This is a genomic window from Kitasatospora sp. NBC_00458, assembly GCF_036013975.1.
Lineage (GTDB): Bacteria > Actinomycetota > Actinomycetes > Streptomycetales > Streptomycetaceae > Kitasatospora.
This window is the reverse complement of record NZ_CP107904.1, coordinates 725,400-743,212: the sequence shown is the minus strand read 5'-3', so window position 1 is coordinate 743,212 and position 17,813 is coordinate 725,400. Positions and strand designations below refer to the sequence as shown.

Annotated in this window: 10 protein-coding genes; 8 read left to right on the top strand and 2 right to left on the bottom strand. The window is 74.0% G+C overall.

Translation table 11 applies throughout. The annotated features are described in order from the left end of the window. Positions 1-2: 2 nt before the first annotated feature. The 6 genes from OG550_RS02890 to OG550_RS02865 all read left to right on the top strand — a co-directional run bounded on the left by OG550_RS02890 (position 3) and on the right by OG550_RS02865 (position 8,687). The gene (locus tag OG550_RS02890) at positions 3-1,106 is read left to right on the top strand and encodes a DUF6895 family protein (RefSeq protein WP_327674140.1); all 1,104 of its coding nucleotides are present in this window, start codon (positions 3-5) and stop codon (positions 1,104-1,106) included. Then, positions 1,103-2,674, top strand: a complete 1,572-nt coding sequence (locus OG550_RS02885) for an MFS transporter (protein WP_442905916.1) — start codon at positions 1,103-1,105, stop codon at positions 2,672-2,674. The genes OG550_RS02890 and OG550_RS02885 overlap by 4 nt, the downstream gene beginning before the upstream one ends. Further along, positions 2,671-5,997, top strand: a complete 3,327-nt coding sequence (locus tag OG550_RS02880) for an ATP-binding protein (RefSeq protein WP_327674137.1) — start codon at positions 2,671-2,673, stop codon at positions 5,995-5,997. Before OG550_RS02885 ends, OG550_RS02880 begins: the two co-directional genes overlap by 4 nt. Beyond that, positions 5,990-6,865, top strand: a complete 876-nt coding sequence (locus OG550_RS02875) for a S8 family serine peptidase (RefSeq protein ID WP_327674135.1) — start codon at positions 5,990-5,992, stop codon at positions 6,863-6,865. Before OG550_RS02880 ends, OG550_RS02875 begins: the two co-directional genes overlap by 8 nt. Further along, the gene (locus OG550_RS02870; protein WP_327674133.1) at positions 6,855-7,508 is read left to right on the top strand and encodes a GAF domain-containing protein; all 654 of its coding nucleotides are present in this window, start codon (positions 6,855-6,857) and stop codon (positions 7,506-7,508) included. The genes OG550_RS02875 and OG550_RS02870 overlap by 11 nt, the downstream gene beginning before the upstream one ends. A 102-nt stretch (positions 7,509-7,610) precedes the next feature. Beyond that, positions 7,611-8,687, top strand: coding sequence for a hypothetical protein (locus OG550_RS02865; RefSeq protein ID WP_327674131.1), 1,077 nt, complete (start codon positions 7,611-7,613; stop codon positions 8,685-8,687). A 63-nt stretch (positions 8,688-8,750) separates the two neighbouring features. On the opposite strand, the gene OG550_RS02860 is transcribed toward OG550_RS02865, so the two are convergent. Continuing rightward, positions 8,751-9,413 carry a hypothetical protein gene (locus OG550_RS02860; protein ID WP_327674129.1) on the bottom strand — a complete coding sequence of 221 codons (663 nt, stop codon included), beginning with the start codon at positions 9,411-9,413 and terminating at the stop codon, positions 8,751-8,753. A gap of 160 nt (positions 9,414-9,573) precedes the next feature. Then, positions 9,574-12,186, bottom strand: a complete 2,613-nt coding sequence (locus OG550_RS02855) for an ATP-binding protein (RefSeq protein WP_327674128.1) — start codon at positions 12,184-12,186, stop codon at positions 9,574-9,576. Positions 12,187-12,353: 167 nt separating this feature from the next. Here OG550_RS02855 and OG550_RS02850 point away from each other — a divergent pair, with 167 nt between their 5' ends. Both OG550_RS02850 and OG550_RS02845 read left to right on the top strand, forming a co-directional pair. Beyond that, the gene (locus OG550_RS02850; protein WP_327674126.1) at positions 12,354-13,622 is read left to right on the top strand and encodes a 5'-methylthioadenosine/S-adenosylhomocysteine nucleosidase family protein; all 1,269 of its coding nucleotides are present in this window, start codon (positions 12,354-12,356) and stop codon (positions 13,620-13,622) included. Further along, complete coding sequence (locus OG550_RS02845; protein WP_327674124.1) at positions 13,619-17,758, top strand: NACHT domain-containing protein; 4,140 nt, start codon at positions 13,619-13,621, stop codon at positions 17,756-17,758. The genes OG550_RS02850 and OG550_RS02845 overlap by 4 nt, the downstream gene beginning before the upstream one ends. The last annotated feature ends 55 nt before the right edge of the window (positions 17,759-17,813 follow it).

The following is a 17,813-nucleotide window of genomic DNA, read 5'->3' as shown; positions in this document are numbered from 1 at the left end:
CCATGCCGGCCACCACACCATCGGACCTCGACCGGCTGTCCGCCGGCACGCTCGCCTGGCTGGGGCGGCACCTGGACCACTTCGACCCGTACGCGGCGCCCGCCCGCCCCGCGGAGCACGGGAGGGCGAAGGCCGCGCTGGAACTCGCGCTGCTCTGCCACCTGTGGGCCCGCCGCGCGGGAGCGGACGACTCCCGCCTCGGCAGGGCGACCGCGGTGCTCCGGACGGTCTGGCAGCACCCGGACCTCCCGCGGCTGCTCACCGCCGACCCGCGGTGCGCCGTCCAGTACGCCCTGGTCGGCGCCGCGCTGGCGCCCGGCGGGACCGACACCGCGGCCTGCCGCGCCGCGCTCGCCCGGCTGGCCCCCGACGGCCTGTCACCGCACGGGACGTCGCCCTACCAGCGGCTGGAGCTGCGGCACTACGCGGACAAGGCGGGGGTGCCGCACACCATCGAACCCTACGAGGAGCTGCTCGGGCGGAACTTCCTCGTCCGGCTGCCCGCCGAGCTGGCGGACCGCACGGATCGCGCGGGCGGTGCGGGCGGTGCGGGCGGTGCGGACCCGGGCGCGGCGCCGGTCACCGTGCCGGAGGCATACGCACTCACGCACTCCAGCTTCTACTTCAGCGACTTCGGCCGGACCGCCTCCGGGCTCTCCGGGAAGGCCCTCGCGGACGCGGCGGAGCTGGTCCGCCGGCTGCTGGAGCACTCCGTGCGGCACGACTGGTGGGACCTGGCCGCCGAGCTCGTGATGACCCAGGTCTGCCTGGGCCTCGACCCGTTGGGCACCCCCTGGGGCCGCGCCGCCGTCGACTGCCTGGCCCGGGCCCAGCGGCCGGACGGCGCGCTCCCCGGGAGGTCGGCGGCCACCGCGGCGGCGGACGCCGAACCGGCCGGGTCCTTCTTCGCGAAGGCGTACCACACGACCCTGGTGACCGCGCTCATGACGCTCCTCCTCCGGCCGGAGACCACCCTTCCGACGAGGCCCGCCGGGCCGGAGCAGCCGGCGCTGTCGGAGCCCGCCCGGCCCGGGTCCGTCCCACCGCGGTCCGTCCCACTGCGGCCCGTCCCACCGCGGCCCGTCCTGCCGGAGCGCGCCTCATGAGACCACGGCTGATGCTCATCGACCCCAGCTACACCCGCCTCTGGTTCGGGCAGGCCGTCTCCTCCGTCGGGGACGCCGTCTTCTCCACCACCCTGGTCCTGTGGGTGGCCACCGAGCTGGCCAAGGGGAAGCCGTGGGCGCCGCAGGCGGTCAGCGGCGTCGTGCTGGCGACCAGCATCGCCGTGCTGTTCGTCGGCCCCTTCGCGGGCGTGTTCGTGGACCGCTGGGACAAGCGCGCGACGATGCTCGGCACCGAGGCGATCCGCGGCGGGCTGGTCGCGCTGCTGACCGCCGTCTCCTTCCTCCCGGCCGGCGACCTGCCGATCGGGGTGTGGCTCGGTCTGATCTACGTGACCGTGCTGGTCCTGAACGCGGCCAGCCAGTTCTTCACACCGGCACGGTTCTCGGTCATCGCGGAACTCGTCACCGGGGACGCCGACCGCGCGCGAGCGGCCGGCATCGCCCAGGCGACCGGGCAGACCGCCTGGATCATCGGCCCGCCGCTCGCCGCGCCGCTGCTGTTCACCGTCGGCCTGCAGTGGGCGCTGATGTTCAACGCCGTCTCCTACCTGGTGTCGTACATCGCCATCCGCTCGGTGGACGTGCCGCCGCCGGCCGGCCGGGAACGAACACCCGCCGCTGAGGGCGCGCAGTCCGGGACGGCCGGGCAGGCCGGACAGGCTTCGAAGGCGGGCCGGAAGGCCGCCGAACGGCCCGGCCTGGTCAAGGAGTTCCTGGAGGGCCTGCGGTTCTTCCGGCGCAGCGGCTTCCTGGTGGCGCTGCTGCTGTTCGCCGTGATCGGCCAGCTCGGCATCGGCGCCCTGAACACCCTGAACATCTTCTTCGCCACCCGGAACCTGCACGCCTCCGCCGAGCTGTACGGCTACCTCGGCATGGCGATGGGGGTCGGCGGCATCGTGGGCGCGCTGGCGGCGGGCCGGGTGGTCCAGTGGATCGGCGCCCGGCGGACCACCTGGATCGGTCTGATGGTGAGCGGCGGCCTGCTGCTCCTGTACTCCCGCCAGACCGGGTTCCCCGCCGCCGTGACGCTGCTCTTCGTCTTCGTCCTCCCGCTCACCATGCTGAACACCGCCATGTCGCCGCTGCTGCTGGCGGCCACGCCCCAGGAGTTCCGGGGCCGGGTGGTCGCGGTGTTCTACCCGGTGACCCGGCTGGCCGCGATGCTGGCCGCCGTACTGTCCGGCTGGCTCGCCGGCAGCGGGCTGCGGGACTTCTCGGGCACGCTGGCCGGCCAGCGGTTCGGCCCGATCGACACGATCTTCGCGGCGTCCGGGGTGATCGTGATCCTGGCCGGGGTCTACGCACGGATCGCCCTCCCCGACACGGCCGCCCTGCCCGCGAAGGCCGCGCCGGCGGCGGAGCAGGGGACCGAGCAGACCGCGGGGCAGGAGCCGGGGCAGGAGCCGGAGCCCGCCGCGCCGCCCACGGCCTCCGCCGCGCCCGCCGCACCCGCGGCCCCCGCCGGACCGGCCTCGGCCACCACCCCCACCACCCCCGCCCCTTCCGCCGCGCCGCCGTCCGCGCCCGCCCCGGAGGGCGCACCGTGACCTGCTCCACGTGCGGCCGACAGGCGGGCGAGTCGGACCGGTTCTGCGCCGGCTGCGGCACGCCGCTCACGGCCGTCGCGGCCGCGCCGCGCGAGACGCGCCGGAAGGTGTCCATGCTGTTCCTGGACATCGTCGGCTCGACCGCCCTCGCCGAGCGGCTGGACCCGGAGCCGCTGCGGCAGGTCATGGACCGCTACTTCGCGAGCTGCGGTGCCTGCATCGCCGAACACGGCGGCGTGGTCGAGAAGTTCATCGGCGACGCGATCCTCGCCGCCTTCGGTGCCACGGTGGCCCGCGAGGACGACGCGGTCCGGGCGGTGCGGGCCGCCAACGGCGCGCTCGCGGCTCTGGCCGGCCTCACCGCCGAACTCGGCGCCCGGTACCAGGTGAAGCTGGAGGCGCGGGCCGGCATCTGCACCGGCAACGTCGTGGTGATCACCAGACCCGGGGACGACTTCCGCGTCGTCGGCGACTCCGTCAACACGGCCGCCAGGCTGCAGACGGCCGCCCGGCCGGGCGAGGTGCTGCTGTGCGCGGACACGGCCGCGATGGTGCGCTGGCAGGTCGGCATCGAGCCGGTCGCTCCGCTGCAGGTGAAGGGCAAGGCCCGCCCGGTGCCCGCCTGGCGGGTGACCGCCCCGGAGCCGGCGGCCGACCTCTCCGGGCCGGTCACCCCGTTCATCGGCCGTACCGACGAGCTGGAGGAGCTGGAACGCGGCTTCCGGCGCTCCCGGCAGCGCCGACAGGTCTGCCTCGCCACCGTCGTCGGCGTGCCCGGCATAGGAAAGTCGCGCCTGGTAAGGGAGTTCCTCGCGTCCCTGCCGGACGGCGAGGTCACCGTGCTCGCCGGACGCTGCTCCGCCTACGGCCGGGGGATCACCTACCGGCCGCTGGCCGAGATGCTGGGCTCGCTCCCCGGCGGCTGGCCGGCGCTCACCCGGCTGCTGGAGGACGACTCCGCGCGCACCGGGGGCGGCGCACCGGCGGCGCCGTCGCACGGCCTGGCGGCGCGCACGCTCGGCACGATCGTGGACCAGGAGGGGAGTTCCGGTCAGGCCGGTGTCGACGACATCGCGTGGGCGGTGCGGCACCTCCTGGAGGTCCTCGGCCGCGAACGGTCGGTGGTCATGGTCTGGGACGACCTGCATTGGTCGGAGGAGACCCTGCTGAACCTGATCGACGAGGTCGCCACCTGGCTGCGCGGTGTCCCCGTCCTGCTGTTGTGCGTCGCCCGGCCCGAACTCCTGGAGGCCCGCAGCGGATGGGGCGGCGGGAAGCCCGGTGCGACGACGCTCGAACTCGGTCCGATGACGGACGATCAGATCGCCTCCCTGGTGGGGGAGCTGGCGCTGGTCGGCGACGTCTATCCGCAGGATCTCCAGGAGGTCAACACCCGGGTCGCCACCCTGTGTGACGGCAACCCGCTCTTCGCCGAGCAGCTCATGGACGTGTTCGCCGAGACCGCCCCCGGTACGCACGTCCCGCCCACGATCCAGGCGATGCTGGGCGCCCGGCTGGACCAACTGCCCGCCACCGAGCGGGGGCTGCTGGAGCTGGCCGCCGTGATCGGGCGCGAGTTCACCCGGGAGCTGCTGTGCGTGATGGCCGAGGCGGACGGCATCGGCCCCGCCGAGTCGGACGGGGCGACGGCGCGGCTGGTCCGGCGGCGGTTCCTCGAACGCGGCCCGGCCGGCTCCTTCCGCTTCGCCCAGGCCCTGCTGCGCGACACCGCCTACGAGTTCACCCCGAAGACCCGGCGCGAGCGCTGGCACGACTTCCTCGCCGAGCGGTACGCCGGGGAGCTGCCGCAGGACGCGATGGCCGTGGCCTACCACGTCGAGGCGACCTGCCGGCTGCGCCGCCAACTGCGGCCGGGGGACCCGCAGCTGCCGCGGCTGGCCGGGGCGGCGGCGGACATCCTGATCGCCGAGGGCATGCACGCGCTGGCCCGCAAGGACCTGCCGGCGGCCGTCCAACTCCTGGAGCGGGCAAGGGATCTGCTGCCGTCGGGCGATCCCCGCCACACGGCGCTCGCGCTGCATGTCTGCGACGCCGGGATCTGGCTCCAGGACGAGGGGCGGTGCCGGTCCGCGCTCGCGGCGGCGCAGGCCGCGCTGCCGGGTGACCGCCGGTCCGCGGTCACCCTGGCGGTCCAGCGCGGGATCGTCGCGCTCCGGCTGGGGCTCGCACCACCCGCCTCCGTGGCGGCGGACGCGGCGCGGATCGCGGCGGAGCTGGAGCACGATCCCGAGGACGACCTCAGCTGGTGCCGGCTGCACGAACTGCTCGCCCATCTCGAACTCGTCGCCGAACGAGCGGCGTCGGCGGCGGAGTCGTTCGGCCGCGCGCTGTCCCGGGCGCGGGCCCTGGGGGACGGCTACCACGAGGACCGACTGCTCTGCGCCGTCTGCGAGTTGGCGCAGTGGACGCCGATGCCGGTGGCCGCCGGACTGAAGCTCTGCTCGGCGCTCGGCACACGGTTCGCGGCGAGCCGGTCGCTGCTCATCCCGGTCCTGGTGACCAGGGCGCACCTGGAGGCCCTCGGCGGCGACCTGGACGGCGCCCGGCGCACCGTGGCGGAGGCGCTGACCTACTCGCGTGACGTCCACGCCGACCTGGCCGACGCGGTGGTGCTGGACACCGCCGGTTTCGTGGAGTCGCTGGCCGGTGCGCACGACGTGGCCGAGGCGCGGTACCGGCAGAGCCTGAGCGTGCTCCGCACCTCGGAGCACGCGACCGACACCCGGAACACCGAGGTCGCGATCGCCCGGGAGCTGTTCGCCCAGGGCCGGACCGCCGCCGCCGGGTCCGCCCTCGACCGGCTCGACCCGCCCGGGCACGGCGATGGTGCCGGTGAGGCCGGTGAGGCCGGTGAGGCCGGTGGCGCCGGGGTCGGGGACGCCGAGGGGGCGGGTCTGCGGGCGCGGCTGGGCGAGGCCGCGCTGCGCGGCCGGCTCGCCTCGGTCCTGGGCCGTCACGAGGAGGCGGTCGCCCAGGCCGTGGCGGCGCGGACCCTGGTGGCCCGGTGCGACGACCTGTGCCTGACCGGGGAGACGCTCCTCGACCTGGCGGTCGTGCTCGAAGCGGCCGGGATGACGGAACGCGCGAGGGCTGAAGGGGCTGAGGCATTGCGCATGTTCGAGGCGAAGGGCGCCGCACTTCCCGCCGGACGGGTCCGGGAGTGGCTCGCCGCCCACGAGCCGGGGACGGCCGGCGGAGCGGCGGACGGCGGAGCGGCGGACGGCGGGCCGGGCACCGGGGTCGGCGCCGCCGGGCCGGCCGGCGCCGCCGGGCCGGGGGAGGAGGCCGGGGCCGATGACTGACCTCCCGCCCTGGCGCCGCCCGCCGCGCGACCACTTCCCCGGTGTACCCGCGTGGAGCATGCCCGTCTCCGTGGTGCCGCAGGAGCCGTTCGCCGTCAGCCCGCTCGCCGAGGTCACCCGGGAGTGGGCGTGGGGCGACGCGGACGGCTCCGGTGTCCGCGTCTGCGTGCTCGACAGCGGCGTGGACGCCGACCACCCGCTCGTCGGCGGGCTCGACCGCGCCATGGACGTCGTCAAGGGCGAGGACGGCGAACTCGTCGTCACCCCGACCGAACCGGGCGACCCGGCGGGGCACGGCACCGCCTGTGCGAGCGTGATCAGGGCCATCGCCCCCGCCGTGTCGCTGACCTCGGTGCGGGTGCTGTCCGGCGGTGGACACGGCAGCGGCGCGGCCCTGCTGGCCGGGCTGACCTGGGCCATCGACGAGGGTTTCGACGTCATCAACATGAGCCTCTCGACGACGAAACCGGCGTTCCGCGACGCGCTGCGCGACCTGTCGGACGCCGCGTACTTCCGGCGCTGCGTCATCGTCGCGTCGGCGCACAACATGCCGGTCCACAGCTACCCGTGGCCGTTCGCCTCGGTCATCTCGGTGGCCAGCCACGACAGTCCCAGCCCGATGACCTACTACTACAACCCGTCGCCGCCGGTCGAGTTCTACGCACGGGGCGTCCGGGTCCCGGTGGCCGGGCCGGGCGGCCGCCGCCTGCTCAGCACCGGCAACAGCTTCGCCACACCGCACATCGCGGGCATCTGCGCGCTGATCCTCAGCAAGCACCGCGCGCTCACGCCGTTCCAGCTCAAGTCCGTCCTCTACCTGGCCGCCGAGAACGTAGCCGTACCCGAGGGAGGTGCGCGTGTCGACTGACCCCCTGGAGGGTGCCGACATCCCGCAACGAAGACTGCTCCAGTCGATCGTGGAGGTCGCCCGCAGCGTCTTCGGCGCCGCGGCCGCCTCCGTACTCCTGGTGGACCAGGACAGTGGGGACCTGGTCTTCGAGGCGGTCGCCGGCGAGGGCGAGCACACCCTGCTCGGGACGAGCTTCCCGAGCGGGACGGGCATCGCCGGCTGGGCGATGCTGTCCGGCCAGCCGGTGGTGATCGACGACGTGGCGGACAGCCCCCAGTTCGCCCGGAGCGCGGCGGAGTCCACCGGCTACGTGCCGCGCAGCATCATGGCCGCGCCGCTCATCTGCGACGGCGACTGCATCGGCGTGCTGTCGGTGCTGGACCGTGACAGCCGCGAGCGGTGCGACCTCGGGGACATGGCCTCCCTGGGGCTGCTGGCCACCGAGATGGCGACGGTGCTGGAGCTGATCGTCCGGCTCCGCTCCCTGGACGCGGACCGCGCCGCCCGGGCGGAGGCGGCGAGGTCCGCGCCCCCGCAGCCGGACCTGGTGCTGCTGCGGAGGGTCGCGGAACGGCTGCCGCTGGCGTCCGAACAGGTGGCCGCGACGGTGACCAAGCTCCTGACCATGGCGGACGAACTGCTCGGCGACGGCCGTGCCTGACGCCGCCGGTCGCCTCCGCCGGGCCGGTGCCGCCGACCGCCGCCACCCCTACGGTCACCGCCACCGCCACCGCGGCCGGGTCGAGGGCAGGGGCTGACCGCGATGGCCGACGGCCTCGCGGCCTTCCTCGCCCAGCTCCCCCAGGCGGCCCGGCCCTCCCCGCCGGGCCGCACCGTCGACGCCCGGCCCCGTCCGGTCCCGGCCGTGCTGCTGCTCAGCCGTGCCTGCGACAGCGGCCTGGAACGGGTGCAGGCGCTGCTGGGCGCGGCGGGCGTCCGGTCGGCCCGGCTGAACGCCGACGAGCTCGGCGCCGCCGACCTGCTCGTCGACCCCGAGCGCCGGACGGTCCGGCTCAACGGCCGCCGGCTGACCCCCACCGTGACGTGGATCAGGCACTTCTCGGCGTCCGCGATCGGGAGCACGGGGGAGCCGGCCCGCACGGTGTTCCTGCGCGAGTCCTGGCAGGCCGCGGCCGACCAGCTGGCGGCGGTCTCCGGGACGGCGCTCCGCGCGACCCGGCCGGGGCTGCTCGCCCAGCTGGAGCTCGCCCGGCGCCACCGGATCGCCGTCCCGCGCACCCTGCTGACCACCGACCCGCACCGCGCCCGGGGCGAGTTCGACTGCCCGCGGCTGGTCGTCAAGGCGGCCCACCACCACTTCGTGGAACCGGAGCCGGGCCTGCTGAACGGGATCTTCCCCACCGTCGTGGAGCGCGACGACCCCTCCGCGGACCCGGGCCCCGGCCCCGGCCCGCCCGTCGTCGTGCAGGAGTACGTCGAGCACGAGGAGGAGCTGCGCGTCTACTACGCGGCGGGGCGGCTGCACGCCTTCCGCGTCGCCAAGACGGCGCCGGCCGACCCCTGGACGGCACCCGGGCGGGTCGGGGTGCACCCCGTCACGGCGCCGCCCGCGGTGGCCGCCGCCACCAGGACGCTGGCCGCCGCGATGTCGCTCCACTACGGGGCGTTCGACTTCCTCGTCAGCGCCGGAACGCCGGTCTTCCTGGAGGTCAACCCCGACGGCGACTGGCACTGGGTCGAACAGCGGGCCGGCGGCACCCCGGTCACCACCGCGGTCGCCGCCATGCTGGCCGCCCTGCACCGCCGCGCGCTCCCGGCGCGGGGGCCGTTCGACCTCCTCGGCTTCCTGTCCGCCGCGCAGCCCGCCCCCGATCCCTGACGGCCCCCCAACCGGCGGCCGGCCGGGGACCCGTACGTCGTGCGGGCGGTGCGGGAGCGTCCGTCAGTCGGCGGCCGGCGCCGGGCGCACCGCCGAGGACCCCGCCGGGGACGGCGGGGGAGCGGGTGCCGGGGCCGCCGCCGGGGAGGGGAAGGGCAGGGCGTAGACGACGAAGTGGACCGCCAGCGCCGCCACGGCGACCGCCTCCACCACCGACAGCGCCAGCAGGAGCGCCCGGGGCTCCGCGCCCGCCCAGTAGCCGACGAGGGCGGCCAGCGGCACCCCGCAGAAGGCGCCCAGGTCCACCGCACACTGGACGATCTTGCGCATCCGGTGGCGGGCGTCACTCCGGTGGGCGTCCTCCCAGCCGAAGACCGCCCCGTCGGCCCCGGCTCCCGCCAGCTCCCCGAGCCGTGGGGCGAGCCGGGTGCGGACGTAGCGCCCGATCGCCGAGATCTTCTCGTCGTTCACCAGGTAGGTCCAGCCCAGCACGACGCACACCGGCGGCAGCGCGAGCAGGACGGGCGTCCTCCCCGTCTGCGCGGCCACGGCCACCAGACCGGCCACGGCCGCGAGCGTCACGTACAGGAGGTTGTCCCGGAACCCGATGCGGGCCTTCTGCTCGTCCTTGACGCTCTGGTACTCCGCCAGGAGCAACTGCCCGGCGGTCAGCCCGGTCCCCGGCGGCGGCGCGGACCCCTGCCCCGCTCCTGCTTCCCCCAGCATGCCCTTCCCCCTCCGACGAGTCCGACGAGTCCGACGAGCCGGCGGTCCGACGAGCCGGCGGTCCGGCGAGCCCTGCCACCGGACGACCCCGGTACTGCTTCCTACCCGGGCCGTGCGCGGGTGAGTCGTCGGGGCCGCAGTCCGGCCGACCACGCGCGGCTCACACCACCCCGCCGTCGTCCGCCGCCCCGCCGTCCGGTGCGCCGCCGCCGTCCGCCGCCCCGCCGTCCGCCGCCCCGCCGTCGAGGAGCGCGGCCACCTCGTCCGCGTCGACGTCCCCGACGTCCTCGAAGATCTCCAGCGCCCGCTCCCAGCTCTCCCGCGCGGTGTCGTGCCGCCCCAGCGCCGTGAGGACCACGCCGAGCCGGTGGAGGGCCCGTGCCTCGCCGCGGAGGTGGCCCACCTCCCGGTGGACAGCCAGGGCGGCGCGGTAGCCGTCCGCGGCCTCCTCCCACTCCGCGCGCTGTTCGTGCACCTCCCCGAGGTTGTGCAGGGTCATCGCCTCGCCGAAGCCGCCGTCGCCCGCCCCGCGCCGGATCTCCAGCGACCGGCGGTAGCTGTCGGCGGCCCGGTCCAGATCGCCCATGACCATGTACGCGGCGCCCATGTTGTTGAGCGCCATGGCCTGCCCGCTCGGATCGGCGAGGGCGGCGAAGAGGGGCTCGGCGAGGGCGTAGTGCTCGATGGCCTCCGCGTAGCGCTCGGCGTTGTCCAGGCTGACGCCCAGGTTGTTGAGGTCCGTCGCCTCCCCCCGGCGGTCCCCGAGGGCGCGGTGGGCCTCCAGCGCCTCCGTGTGGCAGGCGATGGCCTCGTCGTACCGCTCCAGGTCGTCGTGGACGTCGCCGAGGCCGCTCAACAGCCAGGCCTCGGCGGGCCCGTCGCCGGCGGTGCGGGCGGCGGCGAGGCCGATCCGCTGGACCTCCAGCCATTCCGGCCACTGGCTGCGCCGCTGGAAGTACGACCAGAGCGTGATGGGCACCCGGGAGCACAGGACGTGCAGTCCCGCCCCGGAGGCCTGTGCGGCCGCGTCCAGGATGTTGCCGTACTCGGCGTCGAGCCAGGCGAGGGCGGCGTCCGCGTCGCCGAACTCCCCGGGCCGGACGTCCTCGGGGACCGGCACCGGGGCGAGGACCTGTTCGCGGCCCCCGTTGAGGGCGCGGTCGGCGTTCTCGGCCGTCGCCACGTACCAGGTCAGCAGGCGGGTCACCGCCCGGTGGGCGTCGGGGGCGGACTCCTCCTCGCGGCAGCGGTGCTGGGCGTACAGCCGCAGCAGGTCGTGGAAGCGGAACCGGCCGGGTGCCTCCGCCTCCAGCAGGTGCGCCTCGGTCAGCGCGTCGAGGAGGTCGCGGGCCTCCCGGCGTGACACGCCCAGGACCGCCTCGGCGGCGGACAGGCCGATGACGGCGCCCCGGTGCAGCCCCAGCCGGCGGAACGCCCGGCGCTGCTGCGGCGAGAGCTTGTCGTAGGACCAGGAGAAGACGTGCATGACGGCGGCGTACTCGTCCGAGCCCCGCGAGAGTTCCTCCAGCCGTTCGCTCTCGGGGCCGAGTTCGGCCCGGACGTCCGCGAAGCCGAAGGACGGCCGCATGGCGAGCCGCACGGCGGCGATCCGCAGCGCCAGCGGGAGGCGGCCGCACAGTTCCGCGACCGCGAGCGCCGCCTCGCGCTCCGCGGCGACCCGCTCCGGCGTCAGCACCCGGGCGAAGAACGCCAGGGACTCCTCCGGCGTGAGGACGTCGAGGGTGAGCAGCCGCGCGCCGTCACGGACGGCGAGCCCGGCCATCCTGCTGCGGCTGGTCACCACGACGCAGCAGCCCGGGGCGAGAGGGAGCAGCGGGCGGACCTGTGCGACGTTCTCGGCGTTGTCCAGGACGATCAGGACCCGCCTGTCCGCCAGGCGGTCGCGGTACGCGCGGGTGCGTGCGTCGAGCGTGCCGGGGATCTCCCCGGCGGGCGTCCCGAGCAGGGCGAGCAGCTCGCCGAGGGCGCGGCGCGGTTTGACGGCCGGGGTCGGTGCGTAGCCCTGGAGGTTGAGGTGGACCTGTCCGTCGGGGAAGCGTTCGCGGGCGGTGTGGGCCCAGTGCACGGCGAGGGTGGTCTTGCCCACGCCCGGGGTGCCGTCGATCGCCGAGATGACCACGGTGGGCGTCGTTCCGGGCGCGTCGGCCGCCCGGGAGAGCGAGTCGAGGGTGCGCAGGTCCTCCGAGCGGCCGGTGAAGTCGGCGATGTCCGGAGGTAGTCGGGACGGAACGCGGACGGGGGTGCGGCCGTTCGGCGCCGCCGCGGGGGCGTGCAGGTGGATGTGCTGCTCGGTCTTGCCGGTCACGGGGCCGAGGAAGAGGCCGTGGCCGAAGTCGACGTGGTCGCCCGAGTAACGGGACGGTTCGTCCGGTGGTTCGGGGGAGGGCTCGCCCGGTGTCCCGGCTGCCAGGCGGGCGGCCAGGGCGGCGGCCGATGCCGGGTCGCCGGCCGAGAGGTCCCGCAGCCGGGCGGCCCACTCGTCGAGCACCCGGCCGAGGTCCGGGTCCGCGGCCGCCCGGGCCGCGAGCGCGGTCGTCAGCGGGTCCGCACCCGCCGGGGGCCCGGCGCCGTCCCCGTCCGCTGCGCCGTCCTCCTCCGCTGGGCCGTCCTCCTCCGCTGCGCCGGGCGCGCCGACGGTGTCGACCGTCGCGTCGCCGAGGAGGGCGGCGAGGTGTCTCCGGAGCGCCTCGCCCCCCGGCTGTGCCGCGGCCGCGGCGAGAACCCGGAGCAGCACTGCCCAGTTCGAGTCCATCCGATCCCCTGGTCCGTGTGGTGTGCGGAGCGGTGCCCCGACAGCGCCGCCTGACATCGCGTCACATGTGGTGCCGTGCAGGCGCAGTGATCCCGTCAGGCTATCGTGTGAGGATCCCGGGGGAAGCCAAGTCGCCGCTGGGAGGGGAGTGTTCGGGAGTGATGGACATGACGGAAAGACGCACCGGAACCGCGGTCGTCCTGACCGCCCTGCCGGTGGAGTACCGCGCGGTGCGAGGTCTGCTCGGCAGTACGGTGAAGCGGCAGCACCCGTCGGGCACGGTGTTCGTCGCGGGGGTCCTTCCCGGCACGCGCTGGGAGGTCGTCCTGGCCAGGGTGGGCGAGGGGAACCTCCGGGCCGCCGTGCTCGCCGAGCGCGCGCACCAATGGCTGGGCCCCGACGCGCTGTTCTTCGTCGGCGTGGCCGGCGGGCTCAAGCCCGATGTCCGCATCGGCGACGTCGTGGTGGCGACGAAGGTGCACCACCTCCACCCGGGCAAGGACAGCGCCGACGGCTTCCTGGCGCGCCCCGTCCCGGGCGCCGTCTCACACCTGCTGGAGCAGAACGCCTGGCACGCGCTGAGCGACGACTCCTGGTTCACGTCGGGGAGTTCGGAGCGGCCCGGCAGCCCGGTGGGCCGCGGGCCGGTGGAGGTGCCGGCCGTGCACTTCAAGCCGGTGGTGGCGGGCGAGGTGGTGCTGAACGCGCCCGGCAGCCCGCTCCGCGAGCAGATCCGGTGGCACTACGACGACGCGGTCGCCGTCGAGATGGAGAGCGCGGGTGTGGCCGCGGCGGCGTCGCTCGGGCACGACCTGCACATCCTGACCGTCCGCGGGATCAGCGACCACGCCGACGGCGAAAAGGCGGCGGCCGACGCCACCGGCTCCCAGGACCGTGCCGCCGCCAACGCGGCCGCCGCGCTCGCGGCGATCCTGCGCGACCTCGACCCGGACGACCTGCCGCCCCGCGGCCCGGACCGGGCCGTCCGCCCCGGAGCCGACCGGGACGCGGTCCGTCCCGCCGCGGGCTACGGCGGGGACCACATCGACTTCCGCCACGGCACCTTCCTCGCCCCCGTCGTGGGAAAGGCCGACGCGGGCCCGACGGCGCGGCCGCCGGTCACGGCCCCCGAGCCGACCGTGCCGGGCGCCGTCTGGCCGGACGCCGTCTGGGTGGAAGCCCTGCTGGCCTTCGGCGACATGGCACGAGCCGCCTTCCGGCAGGACGTCCTCACCGACATGGGCCGCATCCTCGACCTCCCCCACCCCTTCCTCGCGGCGGAGTATCCCGTGGCCCGCGACCACGTACGAGAGATCGTCGGCCGGGTGAACGCTTACAAGGACGCTCCCGCCGCCCGTGCGGCCCTCCACCGCGCCCTGGAGTCCGCCCGCCCGGACGACCGCGCCCTCGTCGCACTGTCCCGGCTGCTGCCATGAGGAGCGAGGTCTTCACCCACCGGGCCCGCCGCTGGTGCCGGGTCCGGCATGAGAGCTCACCCGAGGGGGACCTGTTCCCGCTGGACGATGACGGCTTCCTGGGCAGCGACCACCTCTTCGCGCTTTCCGTGTCCGAGGCTCCTACAGGTGCGCTCGTTTCTCCGGATGAGGTGGCGCAGGAGGGCGCGACCGTGCTGCTCGGTGAGCCGGGAGCCGGAAAGACGTCGGTGTTCAGCTCGGTCGTGGACGGCCTGCCGGTACTGGACGAGCCGTTCGGGGGTGGTGAGGAGGACGACCGTTGTCTGTGGATCGACGGAGCGGATCTGACGTCCGAAACCTTTCAGGAGGTCCTGGGGAGGCACCTGCTCGCACTGCCGAACATGGCATCCGGCCCAAGCCCGGGCCCAGGGACGAGCGGAACGCTGACGGTCGTGATCGACCAAGCAGACGAGAGCGAGATCTGTCGCAACCTGCCCGGCTATCTGAAGCGATCGCTGAGGAAGAGGGATGTCAGGGGCCTCCGACTGCTGATCGCGTGTCGCACCGGCGACTACCCGCCTGGTCTCACTCGCGTTCTTCACGATGCGTTCGGTCGTTGCTCCTTGGTCGACCTTGCGCCACTGGCGCGCGCCGACGCCGTGGCGCTGGCGGAGAGTGCCGGTGTTCCCGGGGAGGAGCTGATCGCCGAGATCGTGTCCCTGCGTGCGGGTGCCCTCGCCAGCGTGCCACTCACGCTGGAACTGATCGTGCGCAGGTACCGGGAGAGCGGGCGGCTGAGGGGCGGCGCCGTCGAGCTGTTCAAAGACGGTGTCCGGCTGTTGGCGCAGGAGTACGACCCCGAGCGGCTCAGGCTCGCGGCGCCCACGACGACGTGGCCCCAGCGTCTGGAGGTCGCCGGTCGCATTGCTGCCCGTCTGGTGCTTTCGGGCCGGCGTTCCCTCTGGTCCGGGAGCTTCCTGTCGGAGAGGCCGCGTCCCACGGACCTCGACTTCGGCACCGTGGTCGGAGGGCTTGAGACTTGGGACCTCCAGGACTTCGACGTCACCCCGGCTGTGGCGGAGGAGGTGCTTCGGTCGGGCCTGTTCACGGCGAGTGGCAATGACAGGTTCGTCTTCAGGCACTCTTCGATCGCGGCCTTCCTCACGGCCCGTCACCTCGTCTCCCGATCCGTGACGGAGGGCGCGCTCAGGCGTCTGTTCCTGGTCGGAGTGCCGGACGAGGAGACTGCCGGTATCCCCGTGTCGCTGCGGGAGACCGCTGCCTGGATGGTGGCGCTGGACCCCGATCGCGTCAAGTGGTTGGCCGCGGCTGACCCGGAGAGCCTGACCGTGCACAGCGGACTGGTCCGCTCGGACAAGGTCAAGGAGTTGATCGTCGGCCGTCTGCTTGAGCGTGCCGCCGATGTCGAGCTCGGGGATGTCAGATGGCAGCGGAGCCGTTGGGCCCTCGAACACCCCGGGCTCGCTCGCCAGCTTCTTCCGGCACTCACCCTGGACCCCGGGGGCTTCGGGGACTGGCCGACGTGGGCCCGCGCCCGGGTGGCGCTCCACCTGGCGGAGCAATGCCCTTCACCTGATCTGGCGGTGCCGCTACTGGAGCTGGCTGCCGACGCCAAGTGGCCGGCCGCGAACCGGGCACAGGCGGCCAGGGCGGCGTTCGGGTGCGACGCGGAACTGGCAGCACCTGCGCTTCGAGAGGTCCTGCACTCGCTCGACCGGACTGCGGGAGCGGATCCCGACCTAGGCCTCCGAGGTACGCTCCTCACTCTGCTCTGGCCTCGTTCGCTCGACACGGCGACGGTGCTCGCCGCGCTGGGCGAGGCTCCGAGCGACGACCGCTACGGGGCCTACGAGCACTTCGTCGCCGGTGTGGCGGCCGCCTGCCCTGAGGAGGACGTGAACAGCCTGGTGGAATGGCTGGTGCAGCGCACGACGGATGGTGCCGCATCACCCCGGCACCGCGAGTGGCAGGGATTCGACAGGTTCGTGTCCGGCGTTGTCGACCGGGCACTGCGCGCATCCGACGCGGGCTCGTTGCTGCCCTCTGTTGCCCGGATTCTGACGACCCGATTGACCGGGCACTCGCGAACCGCGCTTCCGACGGTCTTGAACCCCGTCACTGTGGAAGGCTCGGAGCCCACCGCGGTACGGGATCTGCGACGTGAGCTCGCCTCGGCCATGATCGTCTGCGGACTCGAAGAAGAACAGAACATGAGGTACTTCTCGTGGCTCGTCGTGCGCGAGTGGGAGGCCGGCCGCTCGTCGTTGCTGCAACGCGAAGGACTCCACGGCGACCGGATGACGCTGCTTGATGCGGAGGACTTCGCCTGGGCGCTCGACCGGGCGGCCGCGTGCACCGGGAGCGCTGCGCTGGCGGAAGCCCACGCACACCTGGCAGAGGTCCTCTTCGACCAGCAGAGCCGAGAACATTTCGACCTTGCCTACCGTAGTCAGGGCAACCCCGCATGGCCGTACCTGGAGTGGTTCTTCCAGCCGATCGAGATCCACGGCGAGCTCGCGAAGGCGTGGCGCCGGAACGACCGCGGCTCGGCCGCGGCGCGGTGGCCGGAGAGCGCGAGGTTCGTGGTGGAACAGCGCGCACGACTGGAGATGTCGAGAGCCCACGACACCGACAGTTTCTGGAAGCTTCTCTGGAACCTGCAGCGTGACCCGAGCAGTGGGAACGGCCCTCGGCGCTTCGACTGTGACATCACCGACTGGCCGGGCTGTTCGGTCTTCAGCGAGGAGGAACTCGCCTCCCTGCCGGCGTGTGCCCTGGAGTTCCTGCGGCGTGAGAACGATCATTCCGACGAATGGCTCGGTTCGGGGACGGAAGACAAGCGGGCCTGGGCGGGCTTCCTGTCGTTGGCCCTGCTCCACCGCACAGGCAGGCTGGAAGAGCTCGAACCCGACCGCTGGGATGCGTGGGTCGGCGCGATCGTGGACCCGTGGTGCGACTTCTCCGGGCCCCGGGCAGAGCTTCTTCGGAAAGCGGCGGACCATGTCCCACTCGGGCTGAGTCGAGCGATCCGGACGCTTGCCGAGGCACAGCTCGGTGAGGGAAGCCAACCTCTGGTGCTGGAGAGGATCGAGGCGACCTGGTCTCCCGACGTGACGGGGACCATGGAGGACCTGCTGGCTCTGCTGTCCGCCACCTTCTGGCCGGACTACGCTACCGGCCGAACGGTAGGGGTTCTGGCGCTCTCGGAGAAGGCATTGGCGAGAGAGGCGGAGAGCCGGTCGGCACTGGTGCGTACATGGTCTGCACTTCTCACCGGCCTTCTCGCCGCGGGCAGTCCCTTCGCACGATCGGTCGCCGAGTACGCACTCGGCCCCGTCGTCGTTTCCGGAGAGTCCGGGGACCTCCGACTTCCCGTCCTTGCCGCGTGCTCGCTCGTGCGGGTCGACGGGGCCGACGGCTGGTCCAAGGTCGAGGGCCTGGTCGACGCGTCGGAGCCCTTCAGCCGGGCCTTCGCGTTCGCCTGCGCCGGGCGTTCCGAGCGGGGATACATGGAGGAGGTCGTCGACGAGCGCGGCCTGGGTCGGCTCTACCGCTGGCTCGACAGGCACTTCGCCCAGGATGAGTACTCCCGCCCGCTCGGGGTCCACGTGGTCACCCCCGAGATGGAACTGGCCGAGTGGCGGGAGTCGCTTCCCGTGGTGCTGAGCCGCTGCGGAACTCCGGCGGCGGTCGAGGAGCTGAGGTCCCTGGTCGCCGAGTTCCCTGCCCGCCTGGGGCTGAGAGCCTCGCTCGTGGCAGCGCGGACCCGTCTCCTCGCGGCGACCTGGACCCCGGCCGATCTGGACGAGGTGGTGGCCATTCTGGCCGGAGCCTGTCGGATCAGTGAGCCGCTGTCCGACCAGGCCCGCCTCGTCGAGGCGATGGAGGCCTTCCAGGACATGGGAAGCCACGGATTCCGCCAGGGGATCGTACGGGACATGCAGATCCACATGAGATCGGATCGGTTTCTGCCGATCGCGGACCACAACGTCGCGCGTGATCACTTGTGGGCGATCGCAGGGTATGTCTGCGGCGAGGGCGGCGAGGCTGCGCGGTACGCGCTGGTCGAAGCGCTCAGGCAGGCACGCCCCGACGATCGCGCCCTGGAACCGCTGAGCTCGCTGCTGCGATCCTGAGAGCGCCTGTGCCGGCTGCCGCCACCCGCTCCACTCCACCCCGATCAGTCCCATT

Excerpts from the sequence above, each read along its gene's own strand:
- OG550_RS02855 (WP_327674128.1), bottom strand. The coding sequence starts at position 12,186 with ATGGACTCGAACTGGGCAGTGCTGCTCCGGGTTCTCGCCGCGGCCGCG.
- OG550_RS02845 (WP_327674124.1), top strand. The coding sequence starts at position 13,619 with ATGAGGAGCGAGGTCTTCACCCACCGGGCCCGCCGCTGGTGCCGGGTC.
- OG550_RS02890 (WP_327674140.1), top strand. The coding sequence starts at position 3 with ATGCCGGCCACCACACCATCGGACCTCGACCGGCTGTCCGCCGGCACG.
- OG550_RS02865 (WP_327674131.1), top strand. The coding sequence starts at position 7,611 with ATGGCCGACGGCCTCGCGGCCTTCCTCGCCCAGCTCCCCCAGGCGGCC.
- OG550_RS02875 (WP_327674135.1), top strand. The coding sequence starts at position 5,990 with ATGACTGACCTCCCGCCCTGGCGCCGCCCGCCGCGCGACCACTTCCCC.
- OG550_RS02885 (WP_442905916.1), top strand. The coding sequence starts at position 1,103 with ATGAGACCACGGCTGATGCTCATCGACCCCAGCTACACCCGCCTCTGG.
- OG550_RS02850 (WP_327674126.1), top strand. The coding sequence starts at position 12,354 with ATGACGGAAAGACGCACCGGAACCGCGGTCGTCCTGACCGCCCTGCCG.
- OG550_RS02860 (WP_327674129.1), bottom strand. The coding sequence starts at position 9,413 with ATGCTGGGGGAAGCAGGAGCGGGGCAGGGGTCCGCGCCGCCGCCGGGG.